The organism is Acinetobacter sp. ANC 5378 (assembly GCF_013004315.1).
In the GTDB taxonomy this organism is placed as follows: Bacteria; Pseudomonadota; Gammaproteobacteria; order Pseudomonadales; family Moraxellaceae; genus Acinetobacter.
Window position 1 is genome coordinate 49,012 of the sequence record NZ_JABERK010000044.1, and the last position, 6,074, is coordinate 55,085.

The following is a 6,074-nucleotide window of genomic DNA, read 5'->3' on the forward strand; positions in this document are numbered from 1 at the left end:
AAATTTATAATTGTGAACCAATAAAGAAATGGATACGGATCGGATGATCGTCATCAGAAATACCTGAAGCGACATCAATACGAATTGGACCAATTGGCGATGCCCAACGAAGCCCTAAACCGACACTATATGCGGTGGGTGTATTAAAATCTTTGTCGTACGCATTCCCTACATCACTAAATACGGCTGCACGCCAACCTTCTTTAAATTGATAGTTATATTCTAAAGAACCTACAGCTAAAGCTTGTCCGCCAATTTTAAATCCATTTTCTTCAGGTGATAAACTTTTATAATCAAAACCGCGAACAGTCTGGTCACCGCCGGTAAAATAACGCAGATTATAAGGAACTTTAGTAAAATCCTGTGCAAAGATATAACCTACGTCACCGCGTCCCACAAACTGATGGTTATCATTTTCACCTAATGAATAAATAAATCGCCAACCCGCATTCACAATAGCCATATCCGCATCGGATAATAAAGTTTCACTGCCCAGTTCAACTTTATAAGTTTGCATAAAGCCTTTCCCTGGATTGACCCGCTTATCACTGGTGGTACGAGCAACCTCATAACCCAATAATAAGGATTGTTGCTGCTCATTCGAATTCGCTAAAAATGTATCAGGAATTTCTCCAGAATCTACCACGCCATTTTGTGTAAGACGATCTAGACGATAACGCAAACCGAAAGTATGTTGCCAACTTCCGCGTGGTCTTTTAATAATTCGATCCACGCCCGCCACAGCAGATTCAATCATTAATCCATTACCTTGTGCAACGTCATCACGTTCTTCACGCTCATAACCGCCCACCAGACTGATATAGTCATTCAGTGGATGCTTATAGGGAATATTATAATGACCGTCAATCGACTGACGAATTTGAGATAATTCTACGTTAGCATCAAATGAATGCCCACGGCGGTTTACAATGGCTCGGCGATACTGACCACGGACACGTGCACCGGTATCACTACCATAACCTGCACCCAATTCTGCACTATTTAGACGATCTGCATTTAAAGTCACAATCACCGGGATTTTCTTTTCTTCACGTGCTTGAGCTTTTAAGCGTTCTTCTTCAGATTGTTTGATTTCCTGCTCTACACTCATTTGACGCAGATTTTGATCGCCTTCTGTATCTGCTTTACCTGCGAATTGTGTCTCATCCACAACTGATTGAGTGACTTCCTTTGAAGAAGCGACCTGCTTTTTGTCCTGAACACTCGCTTCATTTTCTGATATTTTTTGCTGATCGACCAATGCTTGAATATCTGGTGGAAGTTCTAACTGCTTTTCAATTGGATCGGGGTGTACAGCATCCACCAAGGTGTAATTAAAATAACGTGAGTTGGTTAAGTTATTGGCTAAACCGTTGACCCGCCAAAAAGTATAATCGGCTCCATCTTCCCATGACACCATACTTTGCAATACATCCAAGTCTATCGGCAAGGGTTTTGAGGGATCACTCATCCGAAATTCAGCAGGTCCCAATTTATAACGATCACCTGTTTCATAACGTAAATTGATATCTGCAGTATTTTGCGGTTGGGCAACTTTTACATCATGTAAACGCCAGTATCCATCAAAGTACCCATTATTATTCGCGGCATCATTAATTCGGGTTTTGGTTTGTTCATATAAACCATGGTTGAAAACATCACCGACATCTTGATCGGGTAACACACTGATGACCTGGAACTGTGCCTGTTTTTCACCTGCGCCACTAAACTCGACATTCTGTTCTTTAATTTGCACAGGTTCATTCGGTGTTACTCTGACGCGAACACGGTTTTCACTGAGTTTTTCAAATTTAAAGCTAGCATTATAGAAGCCCACTGCCTGTGCTGCCTGATTCGACATGGTTCTTAATTGTGGCAGCGCCGAAGGAAAATCACCAAAGGATTCCTGGGTAAAACTGGAAAGCTTCCCCTTAAGATTAGTTTGGAAATTTTGCAGTGCTTGAGCATAAGCTTTGTTTGAAACATCACTGCTGTTTTGAGCTGACGTGAACACGACATCCGCACTAATACGCGCAACTTTCGCAGTATTCAATTGACGAGGTGGTCGTATTTTATAGAGCCAGCGTTTAAAGAAATTGGGTTCTTCAATTTCATCCGCCACACTCAATTCAGGTAATGTTTTTCCTGATTCATTGGCTTCAACCACAATTTTGCTATCGTCTTGAATGCTCGACATCAATTGATCGACATTTACAGGCGCATGATTGATTTCAACCAGTTCTTGCTGTGTTGCATCAGAAACTACAACTTCTGTAACTTGTCCTGCACGATATTGCTGGGCTTGATTTTTCGCATCTTCAGCCTCACGAAAAATTTCATCTGCCATCGCTTGGCTGACTGGCGTGATGGGCAGTTCTTCTAAATCATCAAATTCGATGGGCTTAAATTCTTCAAAATTCTGTCCTGCATGTTCTTGTTGTTGTAGCATTTGCAAACTATCAGGTACAGCTTGTTTTTCTTGAAAATTTTCAATTTTTTCTATTTCTTCGGTACTGCCCATACCTTGTTTAACAGCTTCACTCTTGAGTTGTTGTTCAAATTCTGTTTGAGTGACCTTTGTATCAGGCTGTGCAACTTGTGCAAAACCTTGTTGTGCCAGTAATGTTAAAAAGAGACTTAAACAAAATTGTTTATGTTGATCCTCCCACGCTATGAAGGAATTGACACTTAGTGTAAGAGTCGACTTTTTAAAATTCAGTTTTGAAAGCATAAAGAACTCTAAACTAATATAATATTTGTAATGGAAATGCCCAATAATCGCTTGCTAACAAACTCAAATCTATTGGAATTTTCACTAAAGTATAGGTTTAAAACATAATACATGATTTTTTATAGTGTTTTACCAAATGCTCACATTTCTTAATAAAACTTAATGAAGCCCATAAACCATGGAAAAAAATGAACATCTTTTAGGTACACGTCGGTTTTTACCGATGTTTATCACTCAATTTTTCGGTGCACTGAATGACAATGTATACAAACAATCATTGTTACTGGTCATTACTTATGGTTGGATCAATCAACAAAATGCCAGCGTCAGTACACTGAATAATCTTGCGGCCTTATTGTTTATTTTACCCTATTTTATTTTCTCTGCGACAGCCGGACAGATTGCAGATAAGTATGAACGTTCACAACTGGTACGTGGGATTAAAATACTTGAAATTGTGATCATGTTGATTGGCTCTGCTGGCTTTTTACTGGGTCATTTGTGGCTATTGTTAACGGCTTTATTTTTGATGGGCGTGCATTCGACCTTCTTTGGGCCAATTAAATACGCTATTTTACCTGAAATTTTAAAGCCAAATGAGCTCATGTCCGGAAATGCCTTGTTTCAGTCTGGCACATCCATTGCCATTTTGGTTGGTATGATTTTAGGCGGTGCAGTGATTTCTGCTTCAGACGGCAATCTGTTCTGGATTAGCCTGACGGTGGTCACCATTGCTGTTCTCGGATACACCTCCAGTCGCTTTGTATTAAAGCAAAATGTAACCTCACCTGATATTCAAATTGACTGGAACTTTTTCAGAACCAGTTTTCAGACTTTAATATATGCCAAAAGCTTACCCATTATCTTTCTAATTTTATTGGGTAATTCCTGGTACTGGTTCTATGGCGCCACCTATCTGACCCAGATCCCACAACTCACCCAACAAAATTTGCATGCCTCTGAAAATGTCGTCAGTCTGCTGTTAACTTTCTTCTCTGTCGGTATTGGTGTAGGTTCATTATTGTGCCGTAGAATTGGCGGTACAGAGGTTAATTTAAAGATGGTACCGATTGGTGCAATCGGCCTAACCGTTTTTGCTTTTTATCTGGCCGCCAGTTTGGCTTTTGTACCTGAACGTAGCGGTGAAATGTTGGGTTTAAAAGATGTCTTTACCCAAGGCTGGAGCTATTATCATGTGATGCTTGCCGTGACATTACTCGGCATTAGTGGCGGTTTTTACATCGTACCTCTATATGCCATGATGCAGGCCTTTTCTCCTCGCTCACATCGTGCGCGTGTAGTAGCAGCAAACAACATCTTAAATGCCGTATTCATGGTATCCTCTGCTATATTTTCCATTATCATCTTAAGTATATTCAATATTGATATTAAAATACTTTTCAGTATTACAGCTATTCTCAGCGCCATTTTCACTACATGGCTTTTGTTTAAACTCAAGCCCATACTTGCAGCACATCAACACGAAGCTTTAGAGGATTAATTTTATGCGTCAATATACCGGTATCGACAAATTTATTCATTCGTTTGACCAGGCGCTTCGCAGTTTGGTTCCGGGAACAACCTCTTCACATCGTGAAAATCCCGGCCGTGCTGTGGAAACCCAACTTGGTGTCAGTGAAGCACGTCATGTTGCCGGCTTAATGCGGGTGAATCATAGCGGTGAAGTATGTGCACAAGCGCTTTATCATGGTCAGGCACTGACTGCAAAACTCCCGAATGTACGCCGTGAAATGGAACAGGCTGCGATTGAAGAGCAAGATCATTTGGCCTGGTGTGAAGACCGCTTAAAAGAACTGGATAGCCATACCAGCTTATTAAATCCGGTCTGGTATGGTCTATCATTTGGTATGGGTGCCATTGCAGGAATTGCCGGCGATAAATACAGCCTAGGTTTCGTGGCTGAAACTGAACGTCAAGTTAGTCTGCATTTACAAGACCATATCAAACAGTTGCCTGAACAAGATGAACGTTCGCGTAAAATTTTGGTACAGATGAATGAAGATGAGTTGCATCATAGAGATACAGCATTAAATGCTGGCGGTGTGGATTTACCTGCCCCTGTGCGTATTACCATGACGGCAATTTCCAAACTGATGACCAAGACCAGTTACTATATTTAACTGGTTTTCACATGATTAACCACCCGCATTATTGCGGGCTTTTTTATGCTGTTTATTTAAATTATTATTTTTGGTGGCAATAAACACAGATGCTGTATGTAATACGCAATATGAAAATACAAGCGATAACACTTCCTACAATATAAAAATCTTGATGATAAGGTAAAATTTTCTGCCAAAACACATGCAACCAATGACTTAGCTGCAAGCCAACACTCACAACCACAAATGCCCAAATAAAACAGGCAACGATATTCACCAATATATATTTCAATAAAGGATAGCCTTTAATCCCAATCGAAATGGGTAAAATCGTACGCAACCCCCAGGCAAACCGCATCAGAAAAATAGTCAAAACAGGATAATGCTCAATAAACTGGCTTGATTGCTCAAACTTCTGCGCCAATTTTGGCTTTTTTTGAATAAAGTCGATGCCATAGTGCCTACCGATCTGATAATAGATTTGATCAGCTAAAAACCCACCCAACATGGCAACGATAATTAATAACCAGAAATTAAAGACATGCTGATGTACAGCATAGGCTCCCAGCATAAGAACAGTTTCACCTTCAAAGAAGCTGCCAATCAAAATGGCAAAATAACCATAGTGTTGGATGAGATCGGTCCAGTTCATCATTTTTTATATGTCTGATCACAGTTTTACTATGTTCGCCATATCACTATTGATTGCCAAGACAACTCTGGTTGCTTTTTTAAGCATTTATATTTCATCAGTAAAATAAAGTGATTTCTCTGCCTATTTGAAACCCAAGTTACTCAATGCATAGAAATTGTTTCAGACAAATGTCTGGTTCAAATTAGGCATAATCGACAGAGTCAGCTGTTATGCAGATGAATCTTTTTATGTGCCTAAAAAAAACTCAATTTAAAATCATGAGTCAGAACATAATCGATTATATTTACCATCTGGAAGATCGTTAAGATTGTCTGCAACCTGCATTACACAGTAATTGATCAATCATAAAAAAGCCCAACTTCCTGATCTGACCCCCAAAAGTTAGACAGTAAGTTAGGCGGTTTTTAAGGACTGATTTCTGTATTCAACAGGGGTCAGTCCAAGGAAGAGCCGCTAAATGCTGTCTGCTAGTCTTTATCGATGATGCCACAGGCAAATTGCAGCATTTACGCTTCTGTGAATCAGAATCAGCCTTTGACTATATGATTTCGACACGCTTGTATGT

The 6,074-nt window shown here is 39.9% G+C and carries 4 protein-coding genes; 2 read left to right on the top strand and 2 right to left on the bottom strand.

The features are described from left to right. Window positions 1–4: 4 nt before the first annotated feature. Entirely contained in the window at window positions 5–2,731 is a 2,727-nt protein-coding gene (locus tag HLH16_RS09975; RefSeq protein WP_171529194.1) for an autotransporter assembly complex protein TamA, read from the bottom strand. Between the two features lie 178 nt (window positions 2,732–2,909). Between HLH16_RS09975 and HLH16_RS09980 the strand changes: the two genes are divergently transcribed. Next, window positions 2,910–4,232, top strand: coding sequence for an MFS transporter (locus tag HLH16_RS09980; protein WP_171529195.1), 1,323 nt, complete (start codon window positions 2,910–2,912; stop codon window positions 4,230–4,232). 4 nt (window positions 4,233–4,236) lie between these two features. Then, complete coding sequence (gene coq7, locus HLH16_RS09985; RefSeq protein ID WP_131292124.1) at window positions 4,237–4,872, top strand: 2-polyprenyl-3-methyl-6-methoxy-1,4-benzoquinone monooxygenase; 636 nt, start codon at window positions 4,237–4,239, stop codon at window positions 4,870–4,872. 64 nt (window positions 4,873–4,936) lie between these two features. On the opposite strand, the gene HLH16_RS09990 is transcribed toward coq7, so the two are convergent. Beyond that, window positions 4,937–5,509: a DedA family protein gene (locus tag HLH16_RS09990; RefSeq protein ID WP_171529196.1), complete on the bottom strand. Its 573-nt coding sequence runs from the start codon at window positions 5,507–5,509 to the stop codon at window positions 4,937–4,939. Window positions 5,510–6,074 lie beyond the last annotated feature (565 nt).